General features: G+C 70.2%; 15 protein-coding genes. 3 read left to right on the top strand and 12 right to left on the bottom strand.

Annotated features, from left to right (window positions below; translation table 11 throughout):
- Positions 1-220 precede the first annotated feature (220 nt).
- From ABTX62_RS09460 to ABTX62_RS09450, 3 genes are all read right to left on the bottom strand, one after another.
- Positions 221-667 (bottom strand): VOC family protein, encoded by a 447-nt coding sequence (locus tag ABTX62_RS09460; RefSeq protein WP_033310356.1) that lies wholly within the window; start codon positions 665-667, stop codon positions 221-223.
- Positions 668-732: 65 nt separating this feature from the next.
- The gene (locus ABTX62_RS09455) at positions 733-1,167 is read right to left on the bottom strand and encodes a helix-turn-helix transcriptional regulator (protein ID WP_352115601.1); all 435 of its coding nucleotides are present in this window, start codon (positions 1,165-1,167) and stop codon (positions 733-735) included.
- A gap of 229 nt (positions 1,168-1,396) precedes the next feature.
- Entirely contained in the window at positions 1,397-2,980 is a 1,584-nt protein-coding gene (locus ABTX62_RS09450; protein ID WP_352115600.1) for an MDR family MFS transporter, read from the bottom strand.
- Between the two features lie 136 nt (positions 2,981-3,116).
- Between ABTX62_RS09450 and ABTX62_RS09445 the strand changes: the two genes are divergently transcribed.
- Positions 3,117-3,713, top strand: a complete 597-nt coding sequence (locus ABTX62_RS09445) for a TetR/AcrR family transcriptional regulator (RefSeq protein WP_352115599.1) — start codon at positions 3,117-3,119, stop codon at positions 3,711-3,713.
- Between the two features lie 202 nt (positions 3,714-3,915).
- Here ABTX62_RS09445 and ABTX62_RS09440 read toward each other — a convergent pair whose 3' ends face one another.
- The gene (locus tag ABTX62_RS09440; protein ID WP_352115598.1) at positions 3,916-4,545 is read right to left on the bottom strand and encodes a M23 family metallopeptidase; all 630 of its coding nucleotides are present in this window, start codon (positions 4,543-4,545) and stop codon (positions 3,916-3,918) included.
- Between the two features lie 440 nt (positions 4,546-4,985).
- Here ABTX62_RS09440 and ABTX62_RS09435 point away from each other — a divergent pair, with 440 nt between their 5' ends.
- Entirely contained in the window at positions 4,986-5,618 is a 633-nt protein-coding gene (locus ABTX62_RS09435; protein WP_352115597.1) for an HAD family acid phosphatase, read from the top strand.
- A 313-nt stretch (positions 5,619-5,931) separates the two neighbouring features.
- Here ABTX62_RS09435 and ABTX62_RS09430 read toward each other — a convergent pair whose 3' ends face one another.
- Positions 5,932-8,457, bottom strand: coding sequence for an ATP-dependent Clp protease ATP-binding subunit (locus tag ABTX62_RS09430; RefSeq protein ID WP_283967920.1), 2,526 nt, complete (start codon positions 8,455-8,457; stop codon positions 5,932-5,934).
- 430 nt (positions 8,458-8,887) lie between these two features.
- Between ABTX62_RS09430 and ABTX62_RS09425 the strand changes: the two genes are divergently transcribed.
- Entirely contained in the window at positions 8,888-9,625 is a 738-nt protein-coding gene (locus ABTX62_RS09425) for an SCO3374 family protein (RefSeq protein WP_352115596.1), read from the top strand.
- A 9-nt stretch (positions 9,626-9,634) separates the two neighbouring features.
- On the opposite strand, the gene ABTX62_RS09420 is transcribed toward ABTX62_RS09425, so the two are convergent.
- From ABTX62_RS09420 to nadC, 7 genes are all read right to left on the bottom strand, one after another.
- On the bottom strand, positions 9,635-9,970 hold the full coding sequence (locus ABTX62_RS09420) for a histone-like nucleoid-structuring protein Lsr2 (protein WP_352115595.1): 336 nt from the start codon (positions 9,968-9,970) through the stop codon (positions 9,635-9,637).
- Positions 9,971-10,234: 264 nt separating this feature from the next.
- Positions 10,235-10,768 (bottom strand): amino-acid N-acetyltransferase, encoded by a 534-nt coding sequence (locus tag ABTX62_RS09415; protein WP_352115594.1) that lies wholly within the window; start codon positions 10,766-10,768, stop codon positions 10,235-10,237.
- 9 nt (positions 10,769-10,777) lie between these two features.
- Positions 10,778-11,215 (bottom strand): BlaI/MecI/CopY family transcriptional regulator, encoded by a 438-nt coding sequence (locus ABTX62_RS09410; protein ID WP_502997922.1) that lies wholly within the window; start codon positions 11,213-11,215, stop codon positions 10,778-10,780.
- A gap of 182 nt (positions 11,216-11,397) precedes the next feature.
- On the bottom strand, positions 11,398-11,586 hold the full coding sequence (locus ABTX62_RS09405) for a hypothetical protein (protein ID WP_352115592.1): 189 nt from the start codon (positions 11,584-11,586) through the stop codon (positions 11,398-11,400).
- A gap of 18 nt (positions 11,587-11,604) precedes the next feature.
- The gene (locus ABTX62_RS09400) at positions 11,605-12,240 is read right to left on the bottom strand and encodes a hypothetical protein (protein WP_352115612.1); all 636 of its coding nucleotides are present in this window, start codon (positions 12,238-12,240) and stop codon (positions 11,605-11,607) included.
- Positions 12,241-13,348: 1,108 nt separating this feature from the next.
- Positions 13,349-14,146, bottom strand: coding sequence for a type III pantothenate kinase (locus ABTX62_RS09395; protein WP_283967926.1), 798 nt, complete (start codon positions 14,144-14,146; stop codon positions 13,349-13,351).
- Positions 14,147-14,160: 14 nt separating this feature from the next.
- Entirely contained in the window at positions 14,161-15,135 is a 975-nt protein-coding gene (gene nadC / locus ABTX62_RS09390; RefSeq protein ID WP_352115591.1) for a carboxylating nicotinate-nucleotide diphosphorylase, read from the bottom strand.

The raw sequence follows: 15,135 nt of genomic DNA, 5'->3' as shown, positions 1-15,135 counted from the left end.
CCGCGGTGGGCCGGGGCCGGGTCGGTGGGGCGGGCGGCGGCGCGGGCCAGGAGGATGGCCGTGATGGCGGCGACTTCCTCGGGCTCGACTGGACGTACGTGGGCTTCCGGCCGGTGCGCCGTTGGGTGTCCCTCCCGTTCGAGTGGAGCCGGGAAGGGGGAGCGTGCCGGGCGTCGCGACGGGCGACGTTGCCCGCCGCGGCACTGGACCGCCGGTCGTTTCAGCAGGTCCAGTCCTGGTCCATGTCGAGGCCGCCCTCGCGGGGCTGGGTGAAGGAGAACCAGTTCCCGGAGTCGTCGCGGAACAGCGCCTCCGTGCCGTACGGGCGCTCCTGCGGCTCCTGGAGGAACTCCACGCCCCGGTCCTTGAGCTTCTTGTAGTCGCCGTGGATGTCGTCGGTGGTCAGCACGCCCGCGCCGAGCGCGCCCTTCGTCACCAGCTTGCGGAGCATCTCGGCGGACTCGGGGTCCATCGCGGGTCCGCCGGGCACCATCAGCGTCAGCTCGACCTCGGGCTGGTTCGGCGAACCGACCGTGAGCCAGCGCATGCCGCCCTCGCCCATGGTCATGTCCGTACGGACCTCCAGGCCCAGTTTCTCCGTGTAGAACTCCTTGGCCCGGTCCTGGTCGAGGACCCAGACGGTCGAGATGGCGAGACCCTTGATCATGGCGTGCTCCTGCTCTGGCTTCGCGGCCGGATGTGCCTGTCCTGCCACGGTAGGCAGCGGTGGTGTCAGCCCGCTTCTCCGGAATTGCGCCGCTTGCCGGCGCCGGGGGCGGGACGGAAGCCGCCGGCCCAGAGCATGGCGTAGCAGCCGGGTATGAGGGCGGCGCCCCGGCCCACGTGCTTGGTCCGGTACTCGCTGGGCGTCAGGCCCGTCCAGGCCTTGAACCGGGCCGAGAACGTGCCGACGCTGCTGTAGCCGACCAGGTGGCAGATCTCCGTCACCGACAGGTTCGCCGTGCGCAGCAGGTCCTCGGCGCGTTCTATGCGGCGGTGCGTGAGGTACTGGCCGGGGGTCTCGCCGTACGCCTCCTTGAAGGCGCGGATGAAGTGGTAGCGCGAGTACCCGGCGTGCGCGGCCACGGTGTCCAGGTCGAGCCCGGGGTCGGCCCAGTCCCGGTCCATGGCGTCCTTGGCGAGCCGGACCTGGCGCGTCTTGTCCATACGACCGATGGTGGCACGGGGGTCTGACATCGATGCCGACCCAGGTTCCGGTGGTCGTGGCCCGGGGTCCGGCCGACGCCCTGCCGAGCTGCCTTCCGGTTGTTCTGTCCCGCCGCAGGGACCCGTTCTCATGGCTGCGGCTCCGGCTCGCGGCCGGGCATGGCGCAGACCCCTGGAATCCCCGACACTCCCGGGGGCCTTGTGCGGCGCGTTCGGAGGGCCTCGGCGGTCAGACGGCCTCGACCAGGGGCGGCTGCGCCGCCGGGGCGTCCGGCGCGCCGTCCTCCTTCGGTCCCGCTCCCTTGAGCGGCACCTCCTTGACGAACACGGCCGCCGCGAGTGCGACCACCGCCACCACGGCCCCGAGCAGGAACGCCGAGTGCGTACCGGCGGACACCGCGTGCTGGTACGCCTCCCGGGCCAGTACCGGGAGCTTCTCCAGGCTCTTCGCGTCGAGCTGCGCCGACTGCTCGGTCACCGTGGACCCCAGCGCACCGGCCCGCTCGGTCATGACGTCCTGGACGCGGTGGTTGAACAGCGCGCCCATGATCGCGACGCCGAAGGAGGAACCGAGCGTACGGAACAAGGTCGTCGACGAGGACGCCACGCCCATGTCCTTCATCTCCACGCTGTTCTGCGCGACCAGCATGGTGATCTGCATCAGGCAGCCCATGCCGAGCCCGACCACGGCCATGAAGACACCGGAGGTCAGCCGGGAGGTCCCGGTGTCCATGGTGGACAGCAGGTAGAGCCCGACGATCATCAGCACGCTGCCGGTGATCGGGAAGACCTTGTACCTGCCGGTGTTCGTGGTCACCCGCCCGGCGATCATCGAGGTCACGAGCATCGCGCCGAGCATCGGCAGGAGCAGCAGCCCGGAGTTCGTCGCGGAGGCCCCCTGCACGGACTGCTGGTACAGCGGCAGGAAGAGCGTGGCACCGAACATCACGAAGCCGGTGATGAAGCCGATGACCGACATCAGCGTGAAGTTCAGGCTGCGGAAGATGTGCAGCGGCACCACCGGCTCGGCCGCTCTGGTCTGCCAGAACACGAACCCGACGAGCGCGGCGACCCCGATGCCGATCAGTTCCATGATCCGCGCGGAGCTCCAGGCGTACTCCGTCCCGCCCCACGTCGTGACGAGCACGATCGCGGTGATGCCGACGGTCAGCAGCCCGGCGCCCAGGTAGTCGATGCGCGCCTCGGAACGCCTCTTCGGCAGGTGCAGCACGGCACTGACGGCGACCAGCGCGACCGCGCCGAGGGGGAGGTTGATGTAGAAGGCCCAGCGCCAGCCCCAGTTGTCGGTGATGGTGCCGCCGACCAGCGGACCGCCGATCATCGCCAGCGCCATGACGCCGGCCATCATGCCCTGGTACTTGCCGCGCTCCCGGGGCGGGATCAGGTCGCCGATGATCGCCATGACGCCGACCATCAGACCGCCGGCGCCCAGGCCCTGCACGGCGCGGAAGCCGATCAGCTGGCCCATGTCCTGGGCCATGCCGCTGAGTACGGAGCCGACCAGGAACAGGACGATGGACGACAGGAACGTGCCCTTGCGGCCGTACATGTCGCCGAGCTTGCCCCACAGCGGGGTGGAGGCCGCGGTGGCGAGGGTGTAGGCGGTGACGACCCAGGAGAGGTGTTCGAGCCCGCCCAGCTCACCGACGATCGTCGGCATCGCCGTGCCGATGATCATGTTGTCGAGCATCGCGAGCATCATCGCGATCATCAGCGCGAGCAGGACGACCCGCACGCTCTTCGGCTGTTTTCCCCCGGCGTCGGCCACCGGTGTGTCCGTCGTGTCCGTCATCGCTTCCCACTCCCCCAGCTACCGCTACTCACCACTGCTACTTACTTGCCGCCCGGCTAGCGAATACGCTCGGAAGCTAGCCGCGGAACTAGCCGGGCGTCAAGTAAGTTTTATGGAAAGCGGGCGGCGTAGGAGGATGGGCGGCACCATGGACGGCACCAGGCAGCGACGCCGCGGGGACACCCGTCGGCGCATCCAGGACGTAGCCCTCGAACTCTTCGCGCAGCAGGGCTACGAGAAGACGTCCCTGCGCGAGATCGCCGAGCAGCTGGACGTCACCAAGGCGGCGCTCTACTACCACTTCAAGACGAAGGAAGAAATCCTCGTCAGCATCTTCGAGGACCTGACGCAGCCGATCGAGGACCTGATCGAGTGGGGCCGGCGGCAGCCGCACACCCTCGCGACCAAGCAGGAGATCGTCCGCCGCTACGCCGACACGCTCGCCCAGGCGGCCCCGCTGTTCCGCTTCATGCACGAGAACCAGGCGACGGTACGGGAACTGCGTATCGGCGACTCCTTCAAGGAGCGCATCCGCAGCCTGCGCGACATCATCATCGACCCGGATGCGGACATGGCCGACCAGGTCCGCTGCGTCAGCGCACTCTTCACCCTGCACGCCGGGATGTTCCTGATGCAGGACATGGAAGGCGACCCCGAGGAGAAGAACAAGGCCGTCCTCGAGGTCGCCACGGACCTGGTCACCCAGGCCCACCGGAGAGCCGGGGGCTTCTAGTGCCGCGGCAGGCAACGTTTGCCCGTCAAGGAGCGGCGTCCGGTGCGTGCTCTCGGCGTGCCGGGTGCAAGCCCTCGTACTGGTGTACTTGGGCTTGCGCCCGGTGCGGCGAGAGTGCGTGCCGGGCGTCGCGACGGGGCGAACGTTGCCTGCTGCGGCACTAGCGCCCGGGCGGCCCCGGGCCTGGGCGGTCCAGGGTCGGTCAGACCTTCACGCCCTTGGCGCGCAGGAACTTCACCGGGTCGACCGCCGAGCCGTAGTTCGGGGTCGTACGGATCTCGAAGTGCAGGTGGGGACCGCTCGAGTTGCCGGTGTTGCCGGACTTGGCGATCTCCTGGCCGGTCTTGACGATCTGCCCGATCCGCACGGTGATCTTCGACAGGTGGGCGTACTGGGAGTACGTGCCGTTGCCGTGCTTGATCACGACGGCGTTGCCGTAGGCGGGGCCGTCACCGGCACCGTTGCCACCGGCCTTGACCACGGTGCCGCCGTGGGCGGCGACGACCTGGGTACCGCTCGGCACGGCGAAGTCCTGACCGCTGTGGGTGGACTGCCACATGCCGCCGTTCTGGGCGAAGCTCGCGGTCAGCGTGTACTTCTTCACCGGGTCGACCCAGGTGGGCTTGGCCTTCTTGGCAGCCGCCGTCTTCGCGACAGCGGCCTTGGCGGCCTTGGCCTGGACGGCGGTGGCGGCCGACGCGGCCGTGGTGTCGGCGGCGGACGCGACCCCGGCTCCCAGGGCGACCGAGACACCAAGGCCGGCGGCCAGAACGGTCGCCCGGGTGCGGAGCTGGGACGTACGGGAAGAGCGGGACGTGACGCGCTGGGACATCGAAACCTCGTGTGGAAGGGGACGGAGAAAACCACCCGACGCACTGACGCCCGCCGGATGGCCATCCCTTGGTAACCCGAAGTCCGACAAACACCCAAAAGCATGACCTACGACGCTAATTAGTAATGTGGTTCAGTGTTCTACGTCTCTTGACACAGCTGTCATTCGGTACAAATCAGGGCACCGGCCCGCATTCCCGCCCCCACTCTGGGGCGGGAATCCCTTTTATCCCGGTCCACTATCCACTATTCCGGCTAGTACCGGACATATCACCTGTGCGGCATGTCACCGGGCGCCTTCTCCGACCCGTACGGAAATGTGGCGCACGCCTCTAGGCACTTACCGTCCGGTAACCCTACGGTTCCCCTCGCGCCACCCTCGAGCACGAGCATGCACACGACATGTTGGCAGCGTCACGGACGTGAGAGGACCCCCACGACATGCAGATCCGACGCCCCTGGTTGCGCCGTGCATCAGTGACCGCCGCCTCGGCGGCAGCCCTGGTGGCGATGGCCGCACCGGCCGACGCCACGACCGCCACCCGCGCCTCCACGGCCGCCGCCACGGCCGCGGCGGCCGACGTCGACTACGGCACCTGGCAGAAGGACTGCCAGGCCGTGATGGACCAGGCGCTGCCCTATCTGAAGCAGCGGATCGCGGCCACGAAGCCCGGCGAGAAGCAGGCGATCGTCCTGGACATCGACAACACGGCGCTGGAGACCGACTTCGGCTTCAGCTACCCCCAGCCGGCCAACAAACCGGTCCTGGAGGCCGCCAGATACGCGCAGGAGCGCGGGGTCGCCCTGTTCTTCGTGACCGCCCGCCCGGACATCATCGCCTCGTTCACCCAGTACAACCTGAAGCAGACCGGCTACCAGGTCTCGGGGCTCTACGTCCGCAACTTCATCGACCTCTTCAAGAACGTCGCCGACTACAAGACGGCCCAGCGCGTCGACATCGAGCGCAAGGGTTACACGATCATCGCGAACATCGGCAACAGCGCCACCGACCTGTCCGGCGGCCACGCCGAGAAGACGTACAAGCTGCCGGACTACGGCGGGCAGCTTTCCTGACCGGCCCGGTCCACCGCGGGCCGTCTCGCCCCCGTTCACGTGATCACGGGGGTGAGGCGGCTGGAATCCGACGGTACTCGGCGGCGAGCCGGCGACCTCGCTGGTCGCCCCGCCGCTGAAGAAGAAGCTCTTCCACCCGGGCGGGCCGGGAGCGGGCCGCCACTCTTCCCGGACGCGGACCTCACCCTGGAACCGCGCTGAGGCAAGAGCCGGTGCACAGGGGCGGCCGACGGACCGGCCGGGCTGAGCACGACGTGGGGCCACCGCCCGAAGGCAGTGGCCCCACATTGGTGTCAGGAGCGTCCCCGCAGGCTCACGCGTCCTTGCTCAGGTTCGGACCCGAGCCACCCGCCGCCTGCTCGATCGGCGGGACGTCCGGGAGAGCCGCCTTCTCCTCGCCGCGGAAGGTGAAGGTCTTGGTCTCGCCCTCGCCCTCCGTGTCCACGACCACGATGTGACCGGGGCGCAGCTCGCCGAAGAGGATCTTCTCCGACAGCGAGTCCTCGATCTCGCGCTGGATGGTGCGACGCAGCGGACGCGCACCCAGCACCGGGTCGTAACCCTTCTTGGACAGCAGCTCCTTGGCCGACTGGGAGAGCTCGATGCCCATGTCCCGGTCCTTCAGGCGCTCGTCGACCTTGTCGATCATCAGGTCGACGATCTTGAGGATGTCGTCCTGGCTGAGCTGCGGGAAGACGACCACGTCGTCGACGCGGTTGAGGAACTCGGGCCGGAAGTGCTGCTTGAGCTCGTCCGAGACCTTGTTCTTCATGCGCTCGTAGTTGGACTTGGTGTCACCCTGGGCCGCGAAGCCCAGGTTGAAGCCCTTGGAGATGTCCCGGGTGCCGAGGTTGGTCGTCATGATGATGACCGTGTTCTTGAAGTCCACGACCCGGCCCTGGGAGTCGGTCAGGCGACCGTCCTCCAGGATCTGCAGCAGCGAGTTGAAGATGTCCGGGTGGGCCTTCTCGACCTCGTCGAACAGGACGACCGAGAACGGCTTGCGGCGGACCTTCTCCGTCAGCTGGCCGCCCTCCTCGTAGCCCACGTAGCCGGGGGGCGAACCGAAGAGACGCGAGACCGTGTGCTTCTCGCTGAACTCCGACATGTCGAGGGAGATCAGCGCGTCCTCGTCGCCGAAGAGGAACTCCGCGAGCGCCTTGGACAGCTCCGTCTTACCCACACCGGACGGGCCGGCGAAGATGAACGAGCCACCGGGGCGCTTGGGGTCCTTCAGACCGGCACGCGTACGGCGGATCGCCTTCGACAGCGCCTTGACGGCGTCGACCTGGCCGATGACCCGCTTGTGGAGCTCGTCCTCCATGCGGAGCAGACGGCTGGACTCCTCCTCGGTCAGCTTGAAGACCGGGATGCCGGTGGCCGTCGCGAGGACCTCGGCGATCAGCTCGCCGTCGACCTCGGCGACGACATCCATGTCGCCGGCCTTCCACTCCTTCTCGCGCTTGGCCTTGGCGGCCAGGAGCTGCTTCTCCTTGTCGCGCAGGGAGGCGGCCTTCTCGAAGTCCTGCGAGTCGATCGCGGACTCCTTGTCGCGGCGGACGCCGGCGATCTTCTCGTCGAACTCGCGCAGGTCCGGCGGCGCGGTCATCCGGCGGATGCGCATCCGGGAACCGGCCTCGTCGATCAGGTCGATCGCCTTGTCCGGCAGGAAGCGGTCCGAGATGTACCGGTCGGCCAGGGTGGCGGCCTGGACCAGCGCCTCGTCGGTGATGGAGACGCGGTGGTGGGCCTCGTACCGGTCACGCAGACCCTTGAGGATCTCGATCGTGTGCGGCAGGGACGGCTCCGCGACCTGGATGGGCTGGAAGCGGCGCTCGAGGGCCGCGTCCTTCTCCAGGTGCTTGCGGTACTCGTCGAGCGTGGTCGCGCCGATGGTCTGGAGCTCACCGCGGGCCAGCATCGGCTTCAGGATGGAAGCCGCGTCGATGGCGCCCTCGGCGGCACCCGCACCGACCAGCGTGTGGAGCTCGTCGATGAACAGGATGATGTCGCCGCGGGTGCGGATCTCCTTGAGGACCTTCTTCAGGCGCTCCTCGAAGTCACCGCGGTAGCGGGAACCGGCGACCAGGGCGCCGAGGTCCAGGGTGTAGAGGTGCTTGTCCTTGAGGGTCTCGGGCACCTCGCCCTTGACGATGGCCTGGGCGAGGCCCTCGACGACGGCGGTCTTGCCGACGCCGGGCTCACCGATCAGCACCGGGTTGTTCTTGGTACGGCGGGACAGCACCTGCATGACCCGCTCGATCTCCTTCTCGCGCCCGATGACCGGGTCGAGCTTGGACTCACGAGCGGCCTGGGTGAGGTTCCGGCCGAACTGGTCGAGGACCAGGGACGTGGAGGGCGTGCCCTCGGCAGGACCGCCCGCGGCGGCGGTCTCCTTGCCCTGGTATCCGGAGAGCAGCTGGATGACCTGCTGCCGCACGCGGTTCAGATCTGCGCCCAGCTTGACGAGGACCTGGGCGGCGACGCCCTCGCCCTCGCGGATCAGGCCGAGCAGGATGTGCTCCGTGCCGATGTAGTTGTGGCCCAGCTGAAGGGCCTCGCGGAGCGACAGCTCCAGGACCTTCTTGGCACGGGGGGTGAAGGGGATGTGGCCGGACGGGGCCTGCTGGCCCTGGCCGATGATCTCCTCCACCTGCTGGCGGACCGCCTCGAGCGAAATCCCGAGGCTCTCAAGGGCCTTGGCGGCGACACCTTCACCCTCGTGGATCAGGCCCAGGAGGATGTGCTCAGTGCCGATGTAGTTGTGGTTGAGCATCCGGGCTTCTTCCTGAGCCAGGACGACAACCCGCCGCGCGCGGTCGGTGAACCTCTCGAACATCGTTAATCGCTCCTCAGAGCGGTCAGGCAGTGGGGGGAACTTCCCCTCCCTGTCCTTCCGCAGCTTAGTCCCGCGAGCGGGGACCGCTCATTCCAACTGCCGACACCGTCCTTGGCCTCCTGACCCCGAACGCCGACATCTGCTCCAACCCGATGGTGCGAGACGATGTTCCCGCAGGCCAGGCAGATACCCCACTCGCCAGTACGCCGATGGCGAACGTGAGACGTCCTTTCCTGCGTGTCGCCCCCTCCCACTAGGGATGTCTTACCCGTACGGGCCGGAAGTCCATGCCGAGCACCCCCGTCCCCTCCGCTACGGGCGAACAACCTTGCGCCTCCCCGCACCCCGCGCACGCCCCAGTTTCGCGACTCTGTGCGGGCGGGGCGCCACCCAGCGTAACCCGCATGCCCTTCCGTCTGTTGCGCTTGGCATGTTCCAGACCTCTCCCCCCGTGATCGCGTCCGCGACCCCGCTCGTGCCGCTCCCCCGCCGGCCGCTCGACCCGTCCGGCGCGAGCGGTCAGGTCCGGCGGTGGTACGAGAACGAACTGGGGTGGCCGACGGTGCCCGGCGAACCGCCGCGGCTGGTGGTGGGGGTGCGGTACGACGTCCTGGACGTGCCGGCGGAGGCGGGGCACGCGGCCCTGCGGCGCTCGGCGGCGGGCTCTCCCGTCGCCCTGCACGGCGACCGGATGCTGCTCCTGGTGGCCGCGGGCAGCGCGGAGGAGATTCCCGGGCTGCTGGAGTGGCTCGACTGGGGGTCCCTGCCGCTGGACCTGGTGCCGATCGGTGCGGGCGGCCTCATCGAGGCGCCGTCGCCCTCGGTGCCCGACGAGCAGCGGGCGGTGCCGGCGCCCTGCGGCCCGAACGCCGTTGTGCCCTGCAAGACGCGGGCCCCCTCACTCCCCGGCGCACGCGCACCGCTCGGGGACGCGCTGCCACCCGGCCTTCCGGGACGGGTCGGTTCCCAGGGGGCCGCCGTGTGGCTGCGGCCCCCCGAGCCGGGATGCGAGGTCGAGGCCTCGCTGCCGACGCTGTCGGCGCTGGGGGGCGCTGGGTACGCCCCCGATCTCGTGCGGCTGGTGAACACGGTGGCGACCCACTGCCACCGGGTCCGGCTGCGGCGCGCGAGCGCCCAGCCGCCGGCCATGCGTGCGCAGGGTCGGTAGTGCCGCTGTTCAGCCGTTGGCCTTCTCGTAAGCCTCGCGGATGGTCGCGGGAACACGGCCGCGGTCGTTGACCTCGTAGCCGTTCTCCTTCGCCCAGGCGCGGATCGCCGCGGTGTCCTGGCTGCCGCTCGCAGCCGCGCGCGTCTTTCCACGCCCGCCCGAAGCACGGCCTCCGGTACGACGACCGCCCTTCACGTAAGGCTCGAGAAGGCCACGGAGCTTGTCCGCATTGGCGGTGGTGAGATCGATCTCGTACGTCTTGCCGTCCAGCGCGAACGTCACGGTCTCGTCAGCCTCGCCACCGTCGAGGTCGTCGACAAGAAGGACCTGAACCTTCTGTGCCACCGGATTTCCTTTCATCGATATCTTCAGGACCGGGGTGAGCCGGCGTCCGCCGTATCGCCGTCCCCTGTTATATGCAGTACTGCAGTACGTCGGAAAGCAAACCGCTTTTGCCGGAAAAACACAAACCCCCGGCAGAGACCGGCCGCCCGGGCTCCGTCCGGAAACGTGCGCGTTTCGGACATAGGGCACCTGGGCAGGGGCGGGCGCAGCGAATATGCCGTGACGAACCGAGCGGTCCTCTTGCGAGTGACTTGCGGCCGACGATCACAGATGCAGAAGCATCCGGCTGTTGCCCAAGGTGTTCGGTTTCACTCGTTCGAGTCCCAGGAACTCCGCGACGCCCTCGTCATAGGAACGCAGCAGCTCCGCGTAGACATCCGTGTCGACGGGCGTCTCACCGATCTCCACGAAGCCGTGCTTGCCGAAGAAGTCGACTTCGAAGGTCAGACAGAAAACGCGGCGAACACCGAGCCAGCGGGCGGTCTGCAGCAACTTCTCCAGCACCCGGTGTCCGACGCCCGCACCCTTCAGGCCCGGCTTCACCGCGAGAGTGCGGACTTCCGCGAGGTCTTCCCACATCACGTGCAGCGCGCCGCAGCCGACGACCTCGGCGTTGTCGTCCCGTTCCGCGACCCAGAACTCCTGGATGTCCTCGTAAAGCGTCACCGTTGCTTTGTCGAGCAGGATGCCGCCGCGGACGTAGGCGTCGAGGAGGCGGCGCACGGCCGGGACATCGCTGGTGCGGGCCCGTCGGACGGTGATGGCTTTTGCGGTGACTTCGGGGCTCTTCGCGGACATGACGGGACGCTATCGCCCGCCGTGGCCCCGAGCGGAGGCGGGGTTCTCCGGGGGTCCTTCCCGGGGTTCCGCTCGTTCGGCCGGTTCTGCGGATTCCGACGGTTCGGTCGGTTCCCGGGTTTCCGGGCCCTGGACGATGCGTACGGCATCGCTGAGGTACCGCCGCTGTTCCTCGCTCATCATGCCGAAGAAGGCGACGAGAGCGGCGGCGGGGTTGTCGCTCTGGGACCAGGCGTCGTTCATCAGGGCGGCCGCGTAGGCGGCGCGGGTGGAGACCGCCTCATATCGATAGGCGCGGCCTTCCGCCTCGCGGCGCACCCAGCCCTTCTGATGGAGATTGTCCAAAACGGTCATCACGGTGGTGTACGCGATGGACCGCTCCTTCTGAAGATCTTCCAGGACTTCTCGAACGGTCACCGGGCGGTTCCACTTCCACACCCGCGACATGACCGCGTCTTCGAGTTCTCCCAATGGGCGAGGCACAGCTCAGAACAATAGTGGGAGATCCCGGTAATGGCGTGGCGGACGTGCGCTTCACCGGCGAACGGGAACAAAAAGGGCGTACGACCCGGAAGTGCGGGCGCCGCGGGGTGCGGGCCCGCCGAGTCGTACGCCCTCGGAGGATGAGGTCAGGCTTCGGCCTTCGGCGGCGTGACGCCGGGCCGGCGGGCGCCCTCCACGCGTGCGAGAGCGGCGTCCACGGCCGCGTCCTCCTTGGCCTTGTTGGCGCCGCCCTGGGTCTTCACGATCACCCGGATCACGCCGACGAAGAAGACGGCCATGACGGCCGGGGGCAGGAGCGCGGAGACGTAGTCCATGGATCCAGGGTAGCCACGTCAGCCCGCGGCGAGCTGCTGGGGGTTCGCCGGGGGCGGCGGAGTGGGCTTGCGGCGCGGGAAGACCTCACCGGGGGTGGGGATCGGACGGGAGGGCTTCGGGGCGCCCGGGGCGGGCGCGGGGGACGGGGCCGGGGCGGGCTTCGGGGCGGCCGGTTTGCGAGCGGGCTTCTTCTCGGGCTGCTCGTCCGGGCCGTTCCCGGCGGCGCCGACGGGGGCGCGGCGGCCTCCCGGGAGGGCCAGGAGGCGGGCACGGGAGCCCGGGACGGCGGCCGCGGGGACGGCGGCGGCGGTGACGGGCGTGACCACGCAGCGGTCCAGCAGGGCCGCCGCGGTGGGGTTGCCGCGCAGGGCATTCAGGGCGGCGAGGTCGTCGGGGAGGGGCCGGTAGCCGGCGCCCAGCGCCTCGTCCAGGAGTGCGAGGTAGCCGGCGGCGGCACCGGGCAGGGCGGCGCGGTAGCGGCCCAGGTCGGCCACGAGGAAGGCGCGCAGCCTGGCCCCCTCCCGCATCACCTCGTCGAGCGACTCTGCGAGGCGGAGGCAGTCCTGAACGTCGTCGGCCGAGGCGGGGGTGGGGTGGAGGGCGAGGGCGAGAGCGCGGCGGAGCACACGCAGCTCCTCCACGCCGAACGCCATGCCGCCGCGGGATCCGTATGGCGTGGGCATGTGGCGACGATACGCGCTAATCAGACAAATTCGACATAGGGGGCGGGTGTGGCGCGCAGGACCACCCGTCCCGCCCAGGGGGACGGGACTTCGCCGTCCCGCCCAGGGGGACGGGACTTCGCCGTCCCTCCCGGGGCGCCCCGACACGGCGTCGCCCTCGGAGAGCAGACCCTGCGGCATCCGGGCGCGGGGGACTCCGGGGCGGGATGTCGCGGGGCGGACGGGACTTCGCGGGGACGGACGGGACTACGCCGTCCCTCCCGGGGCGCCCCCCGGAGGGCAGGCCCTGCGGCACCCGGCGCAGAGGGACCCCGGGGACGGATGACACGAGACGCTGCGGGACTACACCAACGCCGCCCACAACGCCCCCGACACCGCCTCGCGCCGCCCCGCCCCGCAGGGCTGGCCCTGCGGCGCCCGACCGGAGGGACCCCGGGGACGGATGACACGGGACGCTGCGGGACTACACCAGCCCCGCCCACAACGCCCCCGACACCGCCTCGCGCCGCCCCGCCCCGCAGGGCAGGGCAGGCCCTGCGGCGCCCGACGCGGAGGGACCCCGGGGACGGATCACACGGAACGCTGCGGGACTACACCAGCCCCGCCCACAACGCCCCCGACACCGCCTCGCGCCGCCCCGCCCCGCAGGGCTGGCCCTGCGACGCCCGACGCGGAGGGACTCCGGGGCCGGATCACACGGAACGGACGGGACTATGCCATCCCGGCCCAGGACACCCCTGACGCCGCTCGCCCCCGGAAGGCAGCCCTGCGGTGCCCGACACGGGGGGACTCCCGGGCCGGATCACACGGAACGGGCGGGACTACGCCGTCCCGTCGGCCCTGCCGCGGGCGTGGCGGCCCGCGGCGGGCGTCACGTCCGCGACGGGGGCGGCTCGCGGCGGGCGTCACGTCCGCGGCGGGGGCGGCTCGCGGCGGGCGTCACGTCCGCGACGGGGGCGGCTCGCGGCGGGCGTCACGTCCGCGGCGGGGGCGGGCCGTCTCCGGCACGTCCGCGACGGGGGGCGGGACGCCCCGGCCCCCGTCGGGCGGCGGGGCCGGGGACGGGGCCCGCGGCGGCTCACATCCGGGAGACGTTCCGCTCGTACACCAGCCGCAGCCCGATCAGCGTCAGCCACGGCTCGTGCTCGTCGATCACCGACGACTCGCCCAGGACCAGCGGCGCGAGGCCGCCCGTCGCGATGACGGTGACGTCCTCGGGCTCCTCCGACAGCTCGCGGGCCATGCGGTTGACCACCCCGTCGACCTGGCCGGCGAAGCCGTAGATGACGCCCGACTGCATCGCCTCGACCGTGTTCTTGCCGATGACGCTGCGGGGCCGGGCCACCTCGATCTTGCGGAGCTGGGCGCCGCGGACGCCCAGGGCCTCCACGGAGATCTCGATGCCGGGCGAGATGACCCCGCCGACGTACTCCCCCCGCGCGCTGACCGCGTCGAACGTCGTCGCCGTGCCGAAGTCGACGACGATGGCGGGGCCGCCGTAGAGCTCGACCGCCGCGACCGCGTTGATGATGCGGTCGGCGCCGACCTCCTTGGGGTTGTCCATGAGGATCGGGACGCCCGTCTTGACGCCCGGCTCGACGAGGATGGCGGGCACGTCGCCGTAATAGCGCCGCGTCACCTCGCGGAGCTCGTGCAGGACCGAGGGGACGGTCGCGCAGATGGCGATGCCGTCGATGCCGTCGCCCAGCTCGTCGCCGAGGAGCGGGTGCATGCCCATCAGGCCCTGGAGGAGGACCGCCAGTTCGTCGGCGGTGCGGCGGGCGTCCGTGGAGATGCGCCAGTGTTCGACGATCTCGTCGCCGTCGAACAGGCCGAGGACGGTGTGGGTGTTTCCGACGTCGATCGTGAGCAGCATGACCCGTATCCCGCCTACTCCGCCGGCCGAAGGTCCAGGCCGATGTCCAGGATCGGCGAGGAGTGGGTGAGGGCGCCGACGGCGAGATAGTCGACGCCGGTGTCCGCGTACGCCTTGGCGTTGGCGAGGGTCAGGCGGCCCGAGGCCTCCAGGACGGCGCGGCCCTGGACGATCTCGACGGCCTCCGCGCACTCGGCGGGCGTGAAGTTGTCCAGCAGGATCAGGTCGGCCCCGGCGTCCAGGACCTCGCGGAGCTGGTGCAGGGTGTCGACCTCGACCTCGATGGGGACGTCCGGGAAGCGTTCGCGGACCGCCTGGAACGCCTGGGCGACACCGCCCGCGGCGACCACGTGGTTGTCCTTGACCAGGGCGGCGTCCGAGAGGGACATGCGGTGGTTGACGCCGCCGCCGCAGCGGACCGCGTACTTCTCCAGGGAGCGCAGGCCCGGGGTGGTCTTGCGGGTGTCGCGGACCTCGGCCTTCGTGCCGTCCAGGACGTCCGCCCACGCGCGCGTGGCGGTCGCGATGCCCGACAGGCGGCACAGGATGTTCAGCGCGCTGCGCTCGGCCGTGAGGAGGTCGCGGGTGCGGGTGGTGACGGAGAGGAGCTTGCGGCCCGCTTCGACGCGGTCGCCGTCCTCGGCATGGCGCTCGATCTCGAGTTCCTCCTCGCAGACCACCGAGATGACCGCCTCGGCGATACGCAGGCCGGCCACCGTGCCCGCCTCGCGGGCGGTGAAGTCGGCGGTGGCCACCGCGTCCTCGGGGATGGTCGCGACCGTGGTCACGTCCACGCCGTGGGCGAGGTCCTCCTGGAGGGCCACGTTGGCGATGTCCTCGACCTCGACGGGGTCGAGGCCGGCGTCGGCCAGGAGCCGGGCGAGTGCGGGGTCCAGGCCGCACTCCAGGTACGTCTCGTCGTCCGCGCCGCAGGCGCAGCCGTCTGAGCAGCCTCCGGAGGAGGCGAGGGGAAGGTCGGGGGTGCTCAC

It is taken from the genome of Streptomyces sp. NPDC096046, from assembly GCF_040303285.1.
Classification (GTDB): Bacteria; Actinomycetota; Actinomycetes; order Streptomycetales; family Streptomycetaceae; genus Streptomyces.
The sequence above is the reverse complement of the archived record's forward strand: the minus strand, read 5'-3'. Positions and strand labels throughout refer to the sequence as shown.